15 protein-coding genes are annotated in these 19,766 nt (G+C 48.5%); 7 read left to right on the plus strand and 8 right to left on the minus strand.

Going from position 1 to position 19,766, the window contains the following annotated elements:
* The first annotated feature begins 38 nt into the window (after positions 1-38).
* The 5 genes from aspA to EAO33_RS01895 are packed head-to-tail and all read left to right on the plus strand — an operon-like array spanning position 39 to position 6,381.
* The gene (gene aspA, locus EAO33_RS01875; RefSeq protein ID WP_120944442.1) at positions 39-1,451 is read left to right on the plus strand and encodes an aspartate ammonia-lyase; all 1,413 of its coding nucleotides are present in this window, start codon (positions 39-41) and stop codon (positions 1,449-1,451) included.
* Positions 1,452-1,453: 2 nt separating this feature from the next.
* Entirely contained in the window at positions 1,454-2,752 is a 1,299-nt protein-coding gene (locus EAO33_RS01880; protein ID WP_205589479.1) for a type 1 periplasmic-binding domain-containing protein, read from the plus strand.
* A 9-nt stretch (positions 2,753-2,761) separates the two neighbouring features.
* Positions 2,762-3,391 (plus strand): FAD-dependent thymidylate synthase, encoded by a 630-nt coding sequence (gene thyX / locus EAO33_RS01885; RefSeq protein WP_120944444.1) that lies wholly within the window; start codon positions 2,762-2,764, stop codon positions 3,389-3,391.
* A complete protein-coding gene (locus EAO33_RS01890) occupies positions 3,370-5,910 on the plus strand; it encodes a DNA polymerase (RefSeq protein WP_120944446.1) in 2,541 nt (846 codons plus the stop codon). Before thyX ends, EAO33_RS01890 begins: the two co-directional genes overlap by 22 nt.
* A 57-nt stretch (positions 5,911-5,967) precedes the next feature.
* On the plus strand, positions 5,968-6,381 hold the full coding sequence (locus tag EAO33_RS01895; protein WP_120944448.1) for a hypothetical protein: 414 nt from the start codon (positions 5,968-5,970) through the stop codon (positions 6,379-6,381).
* On the opposite strand, the gene EAO33_RS01900 is transcribed toward EAO33_RS01895, so the two are convergent.
* Together EAO33_RS01900 and EAO33_RS01905 are read right to left on the minus strand one after the other, a co-directional pair.
* Positions 6,382-6,825, minus strand: coding sequence for a U1 small nuclear ribonucleoprotein (locus EAO33_RS01900; protein WP_120944450.1), 444 nt, complete (start codon positions 6,823-6,825; stop codon positions 6,382-6,384). It lies immediately after the preceding gene.
* Positions 6,822-7,418 (minus strand): nitrate reductase cytochrome c-type subunit, encoded by a 597-nt coding sequence (locus tag EAO33_RS01905; RefSeq protein ID WP_120944452.1) that lies wholly within the window; start codon positions 7,416-7,418, stop codon positions 6,822-6,824. The genes EAO33_RS01900 and EAO33_RS01905 overlap by 4 nt, the downstream gene beginning before the upstream one ends.
* Positions 7,419-7,547: 129 nt before the next feature.
* Here EAO33_RS01905 and EAO33_RS01910 point away from each other — a divergent pair, with 129 nt between their 5' ends.
* Entirely contained in the window at positions 7,548-8,486 is a 939-nt protein-coding gene (locus EAO33_RS01910) for an MFS transporter (RefSeq protein ID WP_235852990.1), read from the plus strand.
* Positions 8,408-8,986 (plus strand): MFS transporter, encoded by a 579-nt coding sequence (locus EAO33_RS09355; protein ID WP_235852991.1) that lies wholly within the window; start codon positions 8,408-8,410, stop codon positions 8,984-8,986. Before EAO33_RS01910 ends, EAO33_RS09355 begins: the two co-directional genes overlap by 79 nt.
* A 33-nt stretch (positions 8,987-9,019) precedes the next feature.
* Here EAO33_RS09355 and EAO33_RS09015 read toward each other — a convergent pair whose 3' ends face one another.
* The 6 genes from EAO33_RS09015 to EAO33_RS01935 all read right to left on the minus strand — a co-directional run bounded on the left by EAO33_RS09015 (position 9,020) and on the right by EAO33_RS01935 (position 19,709).
* Complete coding sequence (locus EAO33_RS09015; protein WP_162982167.1) at positions 9,020-9,178, minus strand: glycine zipper domain-containing protein; 159 nt, start codon at positions 9,176-9,178, stop codon at positions 9,020-9,022.
* Positions 9,179-9,277: 99 nt separating this feature from the next.
* Positions 9,278-9,595 carry a hypothetical protein gene (locus EAO33_RS01915; RefSeq protein ID WP_120944454.1) on the minus strand — a complete coding sequence of 106 codons (318 nt, stop codon included), beginning with the start codon at positions 9,593-9,595 and terminating at the stop codon, positions 9,278-9,280.
* A gap of 79 nt (positions 9,596-9,674) precedes the next feature.
* Positions 9,675-10,181, minus strand: a complete 507-nt coding sequence (locus EAO33_RS01920) for a C40 family peptidase (RefSeq protein ID WP_120944456.1) — start codon at positions 10,179-10,181, stop codon at positions 9,675-9,677.
* 10 nt (positions 10,182-10,191) lie between these two features.
* Positions 10,192-10,377, minus strand: a complete 186-nt coding sequence (locus EAO33_RS01925) for a hypothetical protein (RefSeq protein WP_120944458.1) — start codon at positions 10,375-10,377, stop codon at positions 10,192-10,194.
* 164 nt (positions 10,378-10,541) lie between these two features.
* Positions 10,542-10,928: a molecular chaperone DnaJ gene (locus tag EAO33_RS01930; RefSeq protein WP_120944460.1), complete on the minus strand. Its 387-nt coding sequence runs from the start codon at positions 10,926-10,928 to the stop codon at positions 10,542-10,544.
* Between the two features lie 120 nt (positions 10,929-11,048).
* On the minus strand, positions 11,049-19,709 hold the full coding sequence (locus EAO33_RS01935; RefSeq protein WP_120944462.1) for a DNA-directed RNA polymerase subunit beta/beta': 8,661 nt from the start codon (positions 19,707-19,709) through the stop codon (positions 11,049-11,051).
* Between the last annotated feature and the right edge of the window lie 57 nt (positions 19,710-19,766).

Below are 19,766 nucleotides of genomic sequence, written 5' to 3' on the forward strand. Positions count from 1 at the left end.
TACAATAGTGCGTTTCAATTTTACTCTAAGGACAAGCGATGGCAACCAGAAAAGAACATGATTTTATTGGCGAAATGGAGATTGATGATAGTCTCTACTATGGGATTCAAACCATGCGTGCGGTGGAAAATTTCAATATCACCCATGATCGCCTGTTCAATTACCCCATTTTTATCCGCTCTTTTGCACAGGTGAAAAAGGCTGCTGCTCTAGCCAATGCCGAGCTAGGGCTCATTGACATCAAGATCAGCGATGCGATCTGCCATGCCTGCGATAAAATCATTGATGGGGAATACCAAGATCAATTTGTGGTGGATATGATTCAAGGCGGGGCGGGCACCAGCACGAATATGAATATGAACGAGGTGATCGCCAATGTGGCTTTAGAATATCTGGGGCACAAAAAGGGCGAATACCAATATTGCCACCCCAATGACCATGTGAATCGCTCCCAATCCACCAATGACGCTTATCCCAGCGCGCTTAAAATTGCCATTTACGAACGCCTGGATCACATGACCCAAGTGCTGAAAGTGCTAAAAGACGCGTTTGCTAGAAAAGCTAAAGAGTTTTCCCATGTGCTCAAAATGGGGCGCACCCAGCTCCAAGACGCTGTGCCCATGACTTTAGGGCAGGAGTTTGAAACCTTTGTGTCCATGGTGGAAAAGGATATCCAACACATTTTAGACGCGCGTAGCTGGACGCGTGTGATTAACTTAGGGGGCACGGCTATTGGCACGGGCATTAATTCTCACCCCGATTACAAACGCATTGTAGAAAAGAAAATCCAAGAAGTTACCGGTAGACCTTTCACCATCGCCCATGATCTCATTGAAGCTAGCCAAAGCACAGGTTCTTATGTGCAAGTGAGTGGGGCACTCAAGCGCGTGGCGATCAAGCTCTCTAAAATCTGCAACGACTTGCGCCTATTGAGTTCAGGACCGCGCGCGGGGCTCAATGAGATCAATTTACCTAAAATGCAACCGGGGAGCTCTATTATGCCCGGCAAGGTCAACCCCGTGATCCCCGAAGTGGTGAATCAAGTGTGCTTTTCTGTAATTGGGAATGACTTAGCCGTGGCAATGGCTGCTGAAGGAGGGCAGTTGCAACTCAATGTCTTTGAGCCTGTGATCGCCTACAAGCTCTTCCACTCTTTCTTAATGCTCAACCGCGCTATGCGCACTTTGGTAGAAAAATGTATCAATGGAATCACTGCCAATGAAAAGATTTGCCATGACTATGTCTTCAATAGTATTGGCATTGTAACCGCACTCAACCCGCATATTGGGTATGAAAAATCTGCCTCCATCGCTAAAGAGGCACTAGACACGGGCAAGTCCGTCCAGCAGATTGTGCTAGAGCGCCAACTTCTCACCAAAGAACAACTAGCTGAGATCTTCCAGCCTGAAAACATGGTGAGCCCCCATGTTTTCAAAAAGCACAAAGACTAGCTTTGAGGTGGGCGTTCCTTCTGTTTTTGCTAAGTAGCATTTTGGGCGCGCACACGCCCGCACGCCCGCGCTTACTCTCCCCCATCCCCCCAGCCCCACAGATTGTCATGCCCTTAGAGCCCTGCAATGATGATTGTTTGAGAAAACTCTATGCGAGAGGGCAGATCTTTTCGTTTATGGCGCGCTATGTCTCTAGTCAGGACGCGCAATTAAAAGATGACTATGTCATTATTAACGATCTGCTCAACCCCACCCTAGCTGTAGCCACTAAGCCAGACAAGGCACAACCCACACAGGGGGCTGTGCAAAAAGTCGCGCTCCTAGTGCCTAAAGATGTGGTGGGGAAGTATAGCAACACCGCTATTAACGCTATTTTAGCCTATCTCGCGCTCCAAGAACAAAATTTCATCTTTAAAGTCTTTGATAGCAAGAAAGAAGACCCACAGAGTTTAAAGCAGGCTTATGAGGAGATTGTCCAGGAGCATTTCCCCTTTGTGATCGCCTTACTCACCCAAAATGGGGTGTTGAACTTGATTAGCCAAACCCCCTTAAGTCTGCCCACCATCGTGCCCAGCGCGCACAAAGATCAACTAGAAAAGCGCGCAGATTTGCCCTCCGCTTTGATCTTTGGGGGGATTGATTTTAGCCAACAGGTGAGCATGCTTGTGGATTTAAGCCAGCATAGACCCCTAGTGCTTTACAATGATGATAGCTTTAGGGGCGCGATGCTGGGCAAGAGTATCCAAGACTTGGGCGCGCCCATTCTCTACCAAGACACCATCACTTTTAAAAAAGCTAGCACCTTTTCGCATGAACTCAGAACGCAGATTCCCTATTTTAAAGAGGGTGTTGTGGTGCTCAACACCCCCATTGTCAAAACCGGGTTGTTGCTCTCCCAAATAGGGCTGCTCTCCAAAGCCAAACGCCCTAAAATGCTCCTTTCTTCGCAAATCAATTTCAATTTAGCCTTATTCATGCTAACCCAAGAACGCGATCGCCAACATTTCTACCTCACCAGCGCGATTGGCAAGATCAACCCCTATTTAGAACAATATGCCTCCATTTTGGGTGTGAATTTGGCTTACGACTGGGTGGGTTACACCAGTGTCAACGCCCTAGAGCACATGCTAGCTGACACCTACCACATTGCCCAACGCTACTTTAGCGAACCCCTGCAAAACAAGCAGATCGTCTACACCAACACCATTTACACCCCCAAAGGCTTAGGTTTTGTGCCTCTCTTATTGCCTACGCGCACGCCAAGCTCCCCCCTCTTGCTTGAAGAATCAAGCGATGAATAAAGGACACTAGTGCAAGTGCATTTAAAACACGCCACCCCATTGAGTTGTTGCTACGAAGCGATTCGCACCTGTTACCAGAGTTTTGCTTACAGCGATGGGGGCGGGCGTAAGGATCTAGAACTCATCGATCGCGTGGCAAATAAATACCGCCATAACTCCACCTTAGAGCATTTGTTCTATAATTTTGAAATACTTGGAATCAGCCGGGCGTGTTTGCAAGAACTTGCGCGCCACAGAATGGCGAGCTTTTCAGTCAAATCTAGCCGTTACACTTTGAGCGAACTCAAAACCCAAGAGAGTTTCTTACCCTTGAGCGCGCAAAACCTTGAGCGCGCCCAAAAGTTTTTGGTGTTTACGGGAATAGAGGCAGTGGATCACGCCAGTGTGCAAGCTTTAGAAAATTTGCGCCTACTCATTAGCAACCATGTCAAAAACGACTACGCCAAATTTGCCATGCCTGAGAGTTATAAGACCAGCTTGGCTTTCAGTTTGAACGCGCGCAGCTTGCAAAATTTTCTCTCTTTGCGCACGGACAGCAAAGCCCTTTGGGAGATTCGCCAACTCGCCTTTGCGATCTATGAGGCGTTACCCCAAGATCACCAATACCTCTTTAGCGCGTGCTTAAAGGAAGCGCGCTGAAACTCCAACTTGTAGACACCTTTAGCCTATTGTTTAAATTCTACTACCACTTACAGGATTTGCGCACCTCCACGGGCACAAATACCGCATGGCTGAGCGCTTTTGTGCGCGTGGTCCAACAGGTTTATAAGCTCAAAGGGGATCACTTGGTCTTTGCCTTAGAGGGTAAAGAAAATAAGCGCAAGACATTGAGCCCCACTTACAAAGCCAATCGAGTCGCTCCCCCCGGACTAGAAGAACAACTACCCATTATCTTGGAGTGGATGGAGCGCATGGGCTTAGATGTCTTTAGCGTGCCCGGGTATGAGAGCGATGATGTGATCGCAAGTTTGTGCGCTGTGTTTGAAGAAGCGCAGGTGCGTATTTTGAGCGCGGATAAGGATTTTTACCAATTAGTCAGCCCGCGCATTTTGCTATGCGATCCAGGAAGCAACACTCTAAGGGGCATAGAAGAGTGCTTGGAGAAATACGGCATTTACCCCCACCAATTCGTAGAATACCAAGCTTTGGTGGGGGATAGTAGCGATGGGTATAAGGGTGTGGAGGGTGTGGGGGCGGTGTGGGGAGCTAAACTCATTAGAGCCTTTGGCACTTTAGAAAATCTCTATGACACCCTAGAAACCCATGGGATCACACAGCTTAAACTCCCCTCCAAATTGCAACGCGCGCTTCTCAAAGACAAGCCACAAGCCTTTTTAAGCCGCCAGCTTGCTACCCTGAACACCACGCTGTTTAGACACCCTCCCACCTTGCAACCCTTCCCCCAAGAAAACCCCTTATTGCGTATTGCAGATGCCTTGCAGCACTACGAAATGTTTGGGCTACTCAAACAGATCACCCCTACCCCCATCCCCAAAAGCCCCCCCAAATCCCAAGATTTACACCTAGAAACCTCTAGCGTGTACGCGATCTATTTAGAACCCCAAAACGCCACTTTGGGTATCCTAGACATAGAGAGTGGGGCGTTTGGGCTTTTAGATTGCTACAATCCCCAAATAGATAAACAGGCTTTATGGCGATGCCAACTCATCGGGTACCAAATTAAAGAAGTTTTAGCCTTTTTAGCCCCCCCTTGTTTGCCCCGCTTTGAAGATGTCGCGCTATTGGCGTGGCTGTGTGATTCTGAGATCAAACCCCAAATTAGCGCGCTGGGCAAATTATTGGGGCTAGAGGCTTTTGAGAGCAAGCCTAACGCCCCTTTAGATGCCTTGATGTTAGAACGCAACACGCGCCTAATCGCCACCGCTTATAGGCATTACCAACGCGTTTTGAGCCCAGCCCTTTGGCAACTGGCTCACACTCTAGAATACCCTCTGCTAGAAATCTTGCTAGACATGCAGACACATGGGGTTTGCGTGGATTTGGATTATTTTGGGAGTCTACACATAGAGTTTCAAGACACTCTAAAGGCGTTGCAAGATCAAATCCACGCTCTAGCCCGCACCCCTCTTAATGTCAATTCCACCAAACAATGGGCGCATTTTCTCTACCAAGACTTGGGGCTACAAGCCAAGGGTGTAAAGAAGATCAAAACCGGGTTTTCCACCGATGAAGCCAGTTTAAAAGCCCTGCAAGACGCGTATGCGGGCATGACAATCCACAATGTCAATATTAACGCGCTCTTAGAGGCGCTCTTGCAATACCGCGAGATTTTCAAGCTCCAATCCACCTACATACAACCCCTGCTCTCTTGCAACACCCAAAGCAAGATTCACACTATCTTTTACCAAAACACCACCGCTAGCTCCCGTTTGAGCTCCGCGCATCCTAATTTGCAAAATATCCCCATACGCACCCCCTTAGGTAAGAAAATCGCCCACGGTTTTATCCCCAGCGCGCGCGATTTAGTGTTACTAGGGGTTGATTATTCCCAAATTGAGCTTAGACTCTTAGCCCATTTTAGCGGGGATACCCAATTAATCCAAGCCTTTTTGCAAGGACAAGACATCCACCTTAACACCGCTTTGGCTCTATTTAATGATCCGGATAAACGCGCCGCGGCTAAGAGCATCAACTTTGCTTTGATCTATGGCATGGGGGCTAGACGCTTGGGCGAAACCCTTAAGATCAGCCAACAAGAAGCCAGAGATTACATCGATCGCTACTTCAACGCCTTCCCCACAATCAAAGATTTTTTACAACATCTCAAAGCACGCCTTTTGCAAACCGGAGAGATCACCACGCTATTAGGGCATAAACGCTATTTTGACTTTGCGCAAGCCACCCCCAAGCTCCAAGCCGAATACCTGCGCGAAGGCGTGAATACCCTCTTTCAAGGGAGCGCTAGCGATCTAGTGAAATTAGCCATGCTCAAAATCCACGCCCACATCGCTCCATACCCTAGAGTAAAAATGCTAGTGCAGGTGCATGATGAAATCATCTTAGAAGCCCCCTGCGATCAAGCAGGCGATCTCGCCCTAGAGATCAAGGCACTCATGGAAAACATTTACCCTCTTAAAGTGCCCCTAGAGTGCCACACGGCTATCGCGCCTAACTGGGGGGATTTAAAGGGGTTGTAGCGGGGGTTTTCTGTGCTAGAATACCCCTTTAGATTTTTAGCGCACACAAGGAGAGTTATGAGTATCTATGTCAAGAACCGCATTAGGGGCAAGATTTCTTTGCACGAAAGAGGGCAGGGGAAGTATAGAGTGCATTTTGAAGCGCACCAAGTGGTGGTGCAAGCTAAGTGTTCTGAGAGCGAAGTGGAAAATTGCAATGTGGATGATGATGTTACGATTATCCTCAAAGTGATAGAGGTGTTGATCCCCAACTTCAGCCAACGCCTGAAATTGGATCCGATGGCTTTTAATGGGGTGATCATAAGCATGAAAGCCGATCGCAAAGAGCCCAACATGCAACGCATCGAAGTGTCCCTGAATGATTGTAGTGTGGATTTTGTGCTCGATCAAGGCTCTATTGAACTCTACCACTTAGACAATGACAAAGAGTTAGTGCTCTTTTGCAAACCCGAGCACATCACGCTTTACTAACTACCACCAAGGTCCATACATCATGGGCATGCCCATCGCCATGGGATACATGCCATAGGGATACATCCCCATCCCCATAGGACCCATACCCATGGGGTACATGCCATAGGGGGACATCATGGGATACATCATCGGATTCATAGGGTAGTAGGGCATATACCCCCCTCCAGAAGGAGGTAGAGCCGAGATAGCAAACTTACCCCCATGCGCCATTTTTACCCCGGCTAGGGAGATGGTGTGGAAAGCCCCGTAGCGTTTGGGTTTGCTCTCATCAGGGATATCCCCGTCCTTATTGCCGACACATTCATTTTTGATCTCCCCGCACTCATTGAGGGTGTCCACATCGGGGAGATTGGGGTTGACATCGCTAGGATCGCCCACCCAGCACCCCCCCAACAGCGCGATCACCCCAAAGGGCAGTAATGACTTATGCGTGCGCGTCATGGTTTAGATTTACCCTTAGGATTAGCCCCTTTTACCCCCACATCCACGACATCCATAAAATCAGAGCGAAACTCTAGGGCTTTATTGGTAAAAACAGGCTTGAAATTATTCTTGACCAAGGGCTGGGCGTTAGCTTGGGGAGCGTGGCATTGGGTGCAATTAAAACGCGCATCGCTCACACTCTTGTTTTTAGTGGGGCGGTTGTTGCGGAAGTCAAAGAGGTGAGAGGGGGGCACAGGAGTTGCGCCCACGCTACTAGCCACATCTGGCATGTGGCAACCCAAGCATTGGTTATTCTCCTTAGTGATGGGCAAAAGCCCCGTAGTGTCATGGGGGATCATGGGTGGGGCGTTCTCATAGGCACGCTCAAAGCGTTGGCTCTCCCCCGGGGGTTTTTTGTGGAAATCATAGGAGCGCAACTTCAAATCCTTTTCGTCTTCTAGAGGGGTGTTGCGTAGCCCAATCTGTGTATCGCTTATGAGAGGTTGCTTTGTTTGCGCCTGCTCATCTCCTTGCTTGTGGTGGCTAGCCGCCCAAAGCCCCCCCACCACGAACACCCCCACAAAAATTCCAAAACGCATTTCACGCCACATGCACATCCTTTGTTTGGTTTGTAGAATTATAGCAAGTTTAACGCATTTATCAGACTACAAGTCCTATTTTCCTCTCTGCCTAACCCTTCAAATAGCTTTTATTTGGTAGGCTAACACAAAGGAGCTTGCATGTTTGGTCCCTTCAAAAACGCCCCCCACAAACCCCCCTTGCAGGCAGATAAGATCGATCCCACTTATCGGCGTTTGCGCTATCAGGTGTTTTTAGGGATTTTCTTTGGCTATGCCGCCTATTACTTCACGCGCTCTAATTTTGATTTGGCTCAAAAGGGGCTCATTGAAGCAGGTCTATACACCAAAACCCAGCTAGGCATCATTGGCACGGGCATGGGTCTAGCTTACGGGCTCTCCAAGTTTTTCATGGCTGGCATTTCGGATCGCTCCAACCCTAAGGTCTTTTTACCCACCGGGTTATTGTTATCGGGCTTGTGCATGACACTTATGGGGTTAGCCCCTTGGGCGACTTCTAGTGTGGCGATCATGTTTGTCCTTATCTTTCTAAATAGCTGGTTTCAGGGTATGGGTTGGCCTGCCTGTGGGCGCACGATGGTACATTGGTTCTCTAGCCTTGAGCGCGGGTCTGTGGTGTCTGTGTGGAATTGTGCGCACAATGTGGGCGGGATGGTGCCGGGTATGATGGTCCTCTTAGCTGGTGCGCTTTACTTTAGCCAACATGGGGTGCAGGCAAGCGCGAAGGACATCTGGCATCAGGCGTTGTATTACCCGGGTATTTTAGCCATGCTCATGGCTGTGCCGGTGTTTTTGGTGATGAAAGACACGCCCCAATCTTGCGGGCTACCCCCCATAGAAAAATGGCGCAACGACTACCCTCCCAACTACAATGAAAAAACTTACGAACACAATCTCAGCACCAAAGAGATTTTTATCACCTATGTGCTCAAAAACAAACTCTTATGGGCGATCGCGCTGGCGAATGTCTTTGTGTATTTAATCCGCTATGGGGTGTTGAAGTGGTCGCGGTGTATCTGGGCGAAGTCAAACACTTCAATATCAAGGGCACGGCGTGGGCTTATACTCTCTATGAATTAGCCGCCATTCCGGGTACTCTGCTTTGTGGCTTTGTGTCTGACAAAATTTTTAAGGGCAAAAGGGGGCTAACCGGCTTGATCTTTATGATCTTAACCACTCTAGCCGTGCTAGCTCTCTGGCTCAACCCGGCTACGCCCAAAGACCAACTTGCCCATTATCCCCATTGGTATAACAACCCCCACCAACTCTTAGATTTTATTTTGATGACCACCATTGGTTTTCTCATCTATGGTCCTGTGATGCTCATTGGTTTGCATGCCCTAGAGCTAGCTCCCAAAAAAGCAGCCGGCACAGCGGCCGGCTTTACCGGCTTATTTGGGTATTTGGGGGGCACTGTGTCTGCTTCAGCCTTGATAGGCTTTGTAGCCGATCGCTTTGGTTGGGATGGGGGTTTTTATGTGATGGTGGGCGGGGGCGTGTGCGCTATTGTTTTAATGCTGGTGGTGATGTTAGCAGAGAATAAGCACAAAGCCAGTTTAAACGATCATTATGGAAAGTGAAGGGAATGACCCTAAAAGAAGTTGGAAGAAATACTATTCTTCATTGTCCTTGAGACTTAATAACCCCCCCACCACAGTCCCCACACCTGCCCCCACCAAAGTGCCCACTAGAGGGATCATAGAACCCAAAAAGCCCCCAATGGCAAAACCAGCTAAGGGCTTGGGGACCTTGGGGGGTTTGGGATTATCCATATCATTAGCCCAACTTGGTGTAAAAATCACTTTTTAGGGTGTCTTACGGCTAGAGTGTTTGCTTTGACATTAAAGGGCTCGTTTGTGGGTGGGTTGTGGCTAGGGCATACGGACAATCCACCATTTCTCCCCATACCCCTCAATTTTAACATGCGCCCCTCTATCCGCATCGCTCGAACATCCATATTGGCAACAGGGCAAGGTGATTGTTGCGCGTTCCTCTTTAGATTTCTTGGGGTAGCGTTTTTCTTTGTAGTAGGCAAGCCAAGAGGAATAGCCAAAATCGCTCGCCTTAGAATCCCCACTCCCCTTGACATGTTTGGCGATCTCCTCATCAATGGTGATGGTTTCTGGGGTTGTAGGGCTTGGTGCTTTAGTGCCCCCCACCAATCCCGACACAAAGTCAAAAATGCCCATGTTGGTCTCCTTGTTTAAATAGCCCACCTATTGTTGATACTAAGGTTGGCAACGCCCTATCCATCCCTAAACACTAACATTAAGTATTTTTCCACACGCGCCAGTTATCCGTGCCTAAGTATTGCTTGCAATACTCATTTGGCTCTTCCCAACGCGGTTCGCATTTTTTGCCAGTCAAGCATTCCACAACAAACATGTGGCAGTTATTAGTCGTTTCGTTGTATTTACCCCTCTCTTTTTCGCCTTGATCTTCTTTGCTAATCGCATACTTGGCAGCTTGAGGAGAACCTACCGGCTCTGTGCCTTTGCAAGCGACATAAATACTCATTGAAGACAAAGATTTGAAGTCCTCTTTTGGACATCTCTCAACCTTGCTATGACGCGTCCAGTGGATAATGTCGCCATCGCCTACATAAATTCCTGTGTGTTCAGCACCATAAATATAGCACCTCACCACGCTACCTATTGCGGGCGCATCCACTTGCTCGCCCATATGGGCACGGACACTTGAAGCAACATCGCCCGCAATCTTTGCTGGTATTAGTGCCGCTCCAACCACCTTATGCATTGATTTTAAAAAATTCATACCACACCTCCTACATTTTATCTCCGCTCACAGCCCCAACAACAGCTCCCCCGGCAACACTCGCTGCCGCTGTTGCCCCCAGTGCTTCACCTGCAAGAATTGCGCCAATACCTATCCCTGTAAGAGGTGCCATAGCAGCTAAAGCCGCAACTCCAAGAACCGCCCCAGCGATCGCCTGTCCAGTACCCATCGCCATCATTTTCTCCTTTGCGCTTGTTAAAAACCTTAACTTTTCTTTGATCCAGCCACCGCTCCAGCCACCGCGCCCGCTGCAAGTGCTGCACCTGTAAGAGGTGCCATAGCGGCTAAAGCCCCTACTCCAACAACTGCACCAGTTAAAACTTTAATCATCTCTCCCTCCTAATCTAACAACTTTACCGCTTCTTGGTAAAGCATAAAATTTTTCACCACCCAGTCTTTGAATTGATCCACTTTGTGGGTGGATACGCCCATTTCTTTGGCATAAGAGTAAATCGTGTCCCTCTCATTGTCATGCCAACGGCTATCCGCGAGTGCTACAGAGACTAACTCTAAAAGCGCGGCATGTTTAGCGTGGTTGGTGGTGAAAAGTTTGCCCAGATCACTGAGGGGCACTTCTTTTTCACTAATGCCGTATTCACATTGCTTTTTGATCACATCTAGCGCGCCTAGTTGCAATTCATGCAACACGCCATCGGCTTCAATGACTTTTCTAGCCAAATACAAAAACACTTGTTGTTGTTCAACACTCAAATCTTGGATAAACATGTCTGCTCCTCGCATTTTAAAATAGAGTGCCATTTTAGCGAGAGAGAGAGAGAGAGAGAGTCAAGAGGTTTTGGGGGTGGGGGAGTAAAAGCCCCCTTAAAGAGGGCAAAAAAGTGGGGATTAGTCTTGTTCTTCGAGTTTGAGGCAGACTCTCTTGTCCTTATAAAGCCCAGTGCCCACAGGAATCATGCGCCCCAAGACCACATTTTCTTTTAAGTCCTCTAAGAAGTCCTTTTTCATAGCAATACTTGCCTCTGTGAGCACCTTCGTGGTTTCTTGGAAAGAAGCCGCCGAGATAATGCTATCGCTCCCAATAGCCGCACGCGTGATTCCCAGTAAAACGGGTTCGGCGATGGCCGGCTCTCCTTTAAGGGCTAAAATGCGTTGGTTTTCCTCTTTAAAGTGTTTCTTACTCACCAAATCCCCCTCGATGAACTTGGTGTCCCCGCTGTCCAAAATGCGCACTTGGCGCAACATTTGCGAAACAATGATTTCAATGTGCTTATCAGCGATACTCACCCCCTGACGGCGGTAAACCTGTTGCACTTCGCTCACAATGTATTTGTGCAACTCCTTTTCTCCGCTAATACGCAAGATGTCATGGCTGCTCACAACGCCCTCTGTAATAGCCTCTCCTGCATGCACAAATTCATTAGGGTGCACCAAAATCTGTTTGCCCTTGTCAACAAAATACTCCACATTGCGCCCATCTGAGCCAACAATAGTAACTCTCTCTTTATTACGCACCGCCTTGCCAAAACTCACCACCCCATCGATCTCTGAGAGAATCGCGGTGTCCTTAGGTTTAGATTTGCGCGCCTCAAAGATGTCGGACACCCGGGGTAGACCGCCCGTAATGTCTTTAGATTTGGCGGTGGCTTTGGGGATTTTAGCCAAGACATCGGCGATTTCCACTTGTGCCCCTTCTGTAACCACGATGGAAGTTTTGGGCTCTAGAGAGTAGAACACGCCCTCTTGCCCCTGGGTTTCTATGAATAGGCGGGGTTTTAGATCGCTGGGGACATGTTCGTTAATAGTTGTAGAGATCGCCCCAGTGGTTTCATCTTCCTTAGTGGTGATACTCACCCCTACGATCAAATCCACAAAGCGCACAATCCCTTTGACATCGGCGATCACAGGAGTGCTATAGGGATCCCAAGAGGCGATGAGATTCTTCGCCTCTTGGTTGGCTTCCACCAATAGACTCTCTTTTTCCACCGCGCTATTATCCTCCACCCTCACAAGAGAACCGCGCGCGATGTAATGGCGAATCGCCTCTTGATCGTTCTCATCAGCCACCACCGCGAATAACCCCTTTTCTTCTACGATCATGCCCGCCTTGATGTCTAAAGCGCGCTCCAAATGATCGCCCACTAAGTTGTAGTAGCGCACCACACCCTTTTCTTTGGCATAAATATCTTGGGTGATAGGATCGTTGTCATGAATGGCGATCTCGCTGGCATAGGGAATGCGGTTAGGCACATTCCAACCATCTTTGATAATATCAGCGATACTCCCCCCCTGGTGCACGGCATGCCCGCTTTCATAGGGCAAGTAAATTTTCCCCTCAATCTTGCCACTCACCCCAGCCAATTCATTAGCCTTAGCCACATCACTTTTGCGCAAGACAAAACGCGCCTCTTGATCCCCACTCACCACGCTTATAATCACTTCTTCATGGCTGTGATCGATCTTTAACACCCCATCAAAGGGGGCTTTGATCTTGGGCTCTACCACAAAAATAGCCGCATTGCGGCGGTTGGCGATAATGTCCTTGCCCTCTTTATTGCGGTAGGTTTTGATGTTAAAGAAGCGCACAAAGCCTTCCTTATTGGCTACAATCTCGCGTTCTTCTTGGCTGCGCGATGCAGTCCCACCCACATGGAAGGTGCGCAAAGTAAGTTGTGTTCCGGGCTCCCCGATGGATTGGGCTGCAACAACCCCCACAGCCTCACCCGGTTTAACCATCTTGCCCTCACCTAAATTCAAACCATAACACTTAGCACACACCCCCTTATGCGCCTTGCAGGTTACAGGTGTGCGAATCGTGACCGATTTGATCCCCGCTTCAATGATCTTTCTGGCTTTTTCTTCATCGATGAGAGTGTCGGTGTTGAGTAGGATTTCATTGGTGAGCGGATCGATGATATCCTCTACCAAAATGCGCCCAAAAATGCGCTCTTCTAGGGGTTCAATGAGTTCACTCCCCACAGTAATGTCTGTGATCTCAATGCCCTCATGCGTGCCACAATCCTCTTGCACCACCTTGACATTTTGGGCGACATCGATGAGTTTGCGCGTCAAATATCCAGCGGTGGCGGTTTTGAGCGCGGTATCGGCTAGCCCCTTGCGCGCCCCATGTGTGGAGTTAAAATACTCCAACACATTGAGCCCCTCTTTGAAGTTAGAAATAATGGGGGTTTCAATGATCGTGCCATCTGGCTTAGTCATCAACCCGCGCATGCTACCTAGTTGCCTAATTTGGGTGGAGGAACCGCGCGCGCCGCTATCTGCCATCATGTAAATAGAGTTGAAACCCTGTTTGTCTGCAGCGATGGTGTCCATCATCTCTTTGCCCGTCAACTCATTGACTTCCCCCCAAATGTCAATGATCTTGTTGGTTCTCTCTTGGCTACTCAAACTACCCGCTTCAAATTGGGCTTGGATAGATTTGACCTTTTCTTTAGCCTCTTCTACTAGGCGGTGCTTGTGCGCGGGCGTGATAATGTCGTCCATAGAAATAGAAATGCCCGCCTTAGTGGCATATCTAAAGCCTAGCATCTTCAAGTTGTCCAAAAAGCGTGCGGTTTGTCCGATTCCGCTCTCTTTATGCACGAAATCCACTAGCGCCCCGATGTCCTTCTTTTTCATCACCTTGTTCCACAAATGGGGGGGCACAAAGTCGGGCAAAATGGATTTGAGCACTAAACGCCCTGCTGTCGTCTTTAAGATGTGCTGACCTTGCAAGACACGCACCTCAGCATGGATGTCTAATTCCTTAGCGTCGATAGCGGTGAGCACTTCATGCACGCTAGAAAAGGGCTTATGCTCGCCCAACACCCCGCTTTTTTCCAAAGAGAGATAATAAAGCCCTAGCACCATGTCTTGGCTAGGCACGGCTACGGCTTTCCCGCTTGCAGGCAAGAGAATATTCATGGAACTGAGCATTAAAACCTTGCACTCAGTGATAGCCTCTTGGCTTAAGGGGACATGCACTGCCATTTGATCCCCATCAAAATCCGCGTTAAAGGCAGAGCACACCAGTGGGTGCAACTGGATCGCCTTGCCATCAATGAGCTTGGGGTGGAAAGCTTGGATGGATTGTTTGTGCAAGGTGGGGGCGCGGTTGAGCAAGACCGGGTAATTATGCACAATCTCCTCTAAACATTCCCACACTTCATTAGTTTTTTGCTCAATCATGCGCTTGGCTTGTTTGAGGGTGGTCGCAAAGCCCTTTTCTTCTAATTTAGAGAGCAGATGCGGCTTGAAGAGTTCTAGCGCCATCGTTTTTGGCAAGCCACATTGATCCATCTGCAAATTGGGTCCTACCACGATCACACTGCGCCCTGAGAAATCCACGCGCTTACCTAGCAAGTTTTGTCTAAAGCGTCCCTGTTTACCCTTGATGATCTCAGAAAGAGATTTTAGGGGGCGTTTGTTCGCGCCCTTCACGGCATTGGCGTTGCGCCCGTTGTCAAACAACGCATCCACGCTTTCTTGTAGCATGCGTTTTTCATTGCGCACGATGATTTCTGGCGCGCCTAATTCCATGAGTCTTTTCAAGCGTTGGTTGCGGTTAATCACCCGGCGGTAGAGTTCATTGACATCGCTCACGGCAAACTTGCCCCCATCTAAAGCCACAAGGGGGCGCAAATCCGGGGGTAGGACGGGCAAGGCGGTAAGCACCATCCACTCAGGGCGGTTACCTGAATTTAAAAAGCTTTCTACGACTTTAAGCCGTTTGATGAGTTTCTTTTTCTTGGCATCAGAGTTAGTTGCCTTGATCTCATCTTTGAGACTTTTGAGCAAAGTGGTTAAATCCAGCTCCTCTAAGAGTTGTTTGATCACCTCTCCGCCCATGTGCGCCACAAAGCCCCTATTTTCGTAGTGGCGTGCGATGTTTTGGAATTGCTCCTCGTTTAAAATGTCGTATTTGCACACCGGTTTGGTGTTCTCTAAATCGTAAAAGGCTTCCCCGGGCTCTTGCACCACATAGGCTTCGTAATAAAGCACCCTCTCTAAGTCTTTCATTTTAATGCCCAAAAGCGTGCCAATACGACTAGGCAAAGAATTAACATACCAAATATGCGCCACAGGGGTAGCTAGCTCAATATGCCCCATGCGAAAAGATCGCACCTTAGAGCTGGTGATGGCTACACCGCATTTCTCACAGCTCCCAATAGTCTTATAACGAGGTTTTTTATACTTCCCACACAGACATTCATAATCCTTAGTAGGACCAAAGATCTTCATGCAAAAGAGTCCATCGCGCTCAGGTTTGAGGGTGCGATAATTGATTGTTTCTGGCTTTTTAACCTCCCCATAGCTCCACTCACGAATTTTATCCGGGCTAGCCAAGGTGAGTTGGAAAGAGCTAAAATCTTTGGGGCGTTCGTCCTCTTTGATCGCAATGGGCTTGGGCGCGCCAAACTCATCCACATCATCCCCAAAGATATTTACATCCAGTCCCAAAGATTGCAATTCCTTAGTGAGGACATAAAAAGTCTCCGGGATTTCAGATTCGCCCACATGTTCGCCTCTTGCTACCGCTTTATAGGCGTTCTCGCGCCCCTTAATGTCATCGGATTTCACCGTGAGCATTTCTTTGAGCGTGTGGGCTGCTCCATAAGATTCCAACGCCCACACCTCCATTTCCCCAAAGCGTTGCCCCCCAAAGAGGGCTTTCCCCCCTACGGGTTGTTGGGTTACCAAAGAATAAGGTCCCGTGCTTCTAGCATGCACTTTTTCATCTACAAGGTGGTGGAGTTTGAGCATGTACATATAGCCCACATTTACCCGCTCTTTCATCTTCTCACCCGTGCGCCCATCGAAAAGTTCAACCTTGCCATCTGGGTCGATTTGGGCTAACTCAAAGAGGCGTTTGAATTGCTCCTCACTAATGCCCTCAAAGACGGGGATAGCAAACTTCACCCCCGCACTCCAATCGCGCGCGTAAGCCAGCAAGGTTTCATCTGGGCAATTTTCTAACATTTTAGCTAGGCTATCGTTATGGACATTGACCACATGGGCGATCTCTAGCATTTTGGCGCGCAATTTGGCAAGCATGTCTTGGGTGTGTTCTTTTAAAAGCGCATCAATTTGTGCGCCTAGTTGTTTGCCCACAAGCCCCAAATGCACCTCTAAGATCTGCCCAATATTCATCCGGCTTGGCACACCTAGAGGGTTGAGCACAATGTCCACCGGTTCACCATCAGCCGTATAGGGCATGTCGGCTATGGGCACGATATTAGAAACAATGCCCTTATTGCCATGCCGTCCTGCCATTTTGTCGCCCACTTTGAGTTTGCGCTTGGTGGCGATGTAAACTTTTACTTGCTTGATCACGCCATTGGGCAAAATATCGTCTTTTTCTAAGATAGAGAGTTTCTCCTCATGCTCTTCGCCTAGGATTTTCTTTTGTTCCAAAAAATTGACTTTAATGTGCTCGAATTGATCTTGGACGCTTTTTTGGTATTTCTTGGCTAAGGAAGCCAGCCCAAAGCGGTTGATCTCCATCACCACTTCTTTAGGGATTTTACCCCCTTTGGGATAGGTGGTGTCATTGAGGGTTGCGCTCTCCTCTAGGGGCTCTTTGGAAAAAAGGGTGCTGATTTGCAAGAGTTCTTCGCGGTTTAACATTGTCAGGCGATCAAAATGCTCAATATCCAACCCCGCCTTTTCCTCTTCATAGGCGCTAATGGCGCGCGCGTCCTTTTCATAGCCCTTTTTAGTCAGAATATGCACCCCAATGACAATCCCCTCTAAAGAGGGGGGGCAATAGAGCGATTTATTGACCACATGCCCCGCCTTGTCTCCAAAAATAGCGCGCAATAAACGCTCTTCTGGGGTGCTTTTCATCTCACCCTTGGGCGAAACCTTGCCCACTAAGATCATCCCAGCACTGACATAAGTCCCGATCTTGACAATCCCCCCGCTATCCAAATGGGCGATCTCCTCTTCTTTAACATCAGGGATATCCGGGGTAAATTCCTCAATCCCATGTTTGAGTTCCCTAGCTTCGATCTCCTTTTCATAGACATGCACAGAAGTAAAAATATCCTCCTTAGTGATCTTCTCGCTCACCACGATCGCATCTTCAAAGTTATACCCATTCCAAGGCATGAACGCCACACGGATATTTTTCCCCAAAGCCAATTCTCCCCTGTCCATGCTAGGACCATCGGCGATAATCTGCCCGGCTTGCACACGATCCCCCACTTTGACAATAGGGTTTTGGTTAAAGCAGGTGTTTTGGTTGGTGCGCAAATTCTTTTGCAGTAAGTAGGCATCGATGTAGGTTTGTTCCCCCTCGCCCAAGATGTAGATATTCTTAGAATCCACCTTTTCTACGATCCCGCTGCGTGTTGCTTTAATGCTCCCCCATGAATCGCGCGCCACAATGCTCTCAATACCCGTCCCCACAATGGGAGCTTCAGATTTGAGCAAGGGGACGGCTTGGCGTTGCATGTTAGTCCCCATCAAGGCGCGGTTGGCATCGTCATGTTCTAAAAAGGGGATCAAAGAGGCTGCCACCCCCACGAGCATGCGCGAGCTCAAATCCATCAGCGTTACTTTGTGTTTTTCGCGCATGACAATTTCTCCGCCTACGCGTGTTTCTAGAAAGTCATCTACAATATAGCCTTGCGAATCCAGACGCGTGCTTGCTGGGGCGATCACCTGCCCCTCTTCTTGGATCGCCGTCAGGTAGATCACCTCTTGACTCACCTTGCCATCCACCACCTTTTTATAGGGGGCTTCGATAAAACCAAGTTCGTTCACCCGTGTAAAGGTGGATAAAGTGTTAATGAGCCCGATGTTTTGCCCCTCAGGGGTTTCAATAGGACAGATACGCCCATAGTGGGTGGGGTGGACATCGCGCGCTTCAAAACCCACGCGATCCTTAACTAACCCGCCCTCCCCTAAAGCCGACAAACGGCGTTTGTGGGTTACTTCTGAGAGGGGGTTGGTTTGATCCATAAACTGGGAGAGTTGCCCGCTCATGAAAAACTCTAAAATCGTGCTGGTGATCATTTTAGAGTTGACAAGATCGTGGGGCATAAGAGAATCTAGCGCGCTATTCATGGTGGTGAGTTTGTCCTTGATGGTCTTTTGCATTTTCATCAAGCCCTCATGCAATTCGTTAGCCAAAAGCTCGCCCACCGCCCTAATGCGCCGATTGCCTAAGTGATCGCGATCATCAATCTGCCCCTCTGCATTCTTGATTTTAATCAAGTATTTCATGGTGGCGATGATGTCCTCATGGGTGAGCACGGTTACATAGTCGGGCACTTTGACATGCAATTTGTGATTCATCTTCATGCGCCCCACCATAGTGAGATCGTAGCGCTCAGGATCAAAGAAGAGTTGTTGCACATAAGCCTTAGCCACATCGGGGGTTACAGGATCGCCCGGGCGCATGACTTTGTAAATACGCACTGCAGCCAACGCGCTCTCATCCTCAATTTTTTCGCTTTGTTTGAGCAGGCGCAACGCGTCCGCATCGCCTAAAAAAGAGTGAATCAACGCCGCGTCATGCCCGCTGGCTAGATCATTGGCGATCACAAACTCGCTCACGCCAGCTTCTTGGATTTTTTCTAATTTGGGGGCTTCTAGCAAGCTGAGACTATCTAGCAACACCTCCCCTTGGGCATCTAAAATGGGTTCAGCCAAATAGCGGTTGCGTAAAATATCGCTGGGGTATTCCACCCATTCGATGCCACTCTCTTTAAGGTCTTTGATTTTTTTGCTCCCCATTTTTTTATTGGCTGACACCAATAAATTTCCCTGCGCGTCTTTGATGTCAAATTCGATTCGCTCATTGAGATTGATGCTTTCTAAAGGGATGAGATACTTGCCCTCATGACAACGCACCTTTAATAGGGGATAGAAAATACGGATAATGTCCTGTTTGCTATAACCCAGAGCGCGGAAGAGAATAGTAGCAGAAACCTTACGGCGTTTGTTGATGCGCACATGCAAGATGTCCTTAGCATCGTATTCAAAATAAAGCCATGAGCCCCGATCGGGGATGATTTGCCCGGTGTAGATGAGTTTGTTCGCGCTGGTGGTGGATTTCTCCTCTTTAAAGATCACCCCGGGACTTCTGTGGAGTTGGTTCACCACCACGCGTTCCACCCCATTGATGATAAAGGAAGTGCGATCCGTCATCAAGGGGATTTCACGGATAAAAATACTCTGCTCTTTGATGTCCTTAGTTCCTAGTTTCTCTCCGCTTTTGGGGTCTTTCTCCCATAGAATTAAACGGATTTTAATCTTCAAGGGCACAGAATAGGTGATGCCCCGCTCCATCGCCTCGCGCACCGTGTATTTACTCTTGCCATATTCGCAATCCACATATTCTAAACTAATGCGGTTTTGGGTATCATGGATGGGGAAAACAGATTTAAACACCCGCTCGATCCCGCTTTCTTTGCCTTCTTTGGGGTAGAGAAACGCCTCGTAGCTGTCTTTTTGCAAAAGCAATAAATTGGGAACTTCCAAATCCTGAGTCATTTTGGTGAAATCCGCACGCAAGCGGTGATTCAAGCTTGAATGTTGCATGTTAAACCTTTGTGGGATGTGTAAAGTTGGCATTGTAGATAAATAGCCACGCGCATT

Origin of the sequence: Helicobacter labacensis, from assembly GCF_003660285.1 — a bacterium.
In the GTDB taxonomy this organism is placed as follows: Bacteria; Campylobacterota; Campylobacteria; order Campylobacterales; family Helicobacteraceae; genus Helicobacter; species Helicobacter labacensis.